Raw genomic sequence first — 218 nt, forward strand, 5'->3', positions numbered from 1 at the left:
TCGGGCAACGGCGTTTTCTGGGAACCGATCGATCGCCGCGTCATAGGCGACCAAAGCCTCGCTGAACTGTCCGAGATCGCGCAGCACCTCCGCCTGCCCGTTTCGGGCAAAGGCGTTTTCCGGGAACCGATCGATCGCCGTGTCATAGGCGGCCAAAGCCTCGCTGAACCGTCCGAGATCGCGCAGCACCTCCGCCCGCCCGTTTCGGGCAACGGCGT

Annotated in this window: 1 protein-coding gene; it reads right to left on the reverse strand. The window is 65.1% G+C overall.

The window, feature by feature from the left end; all coding sequences use genetic code 11:
- The coding region (locus tag Q1A43_RS22440) for a tetratricopeptide repeat protein (protein WP_299939068.1) at nt 1–218 on the reverse strand (218 nt) is incomplete at both ends.

The organism is uncultured Pelagimonas sp. (genome assembly GCF_947498515.1).
Lineage (GTDB): Bacteria > Pseudomonadota > Alphaproteobacteria > Rhodobacterales > Rhodobacteraceae > Pelagimonas.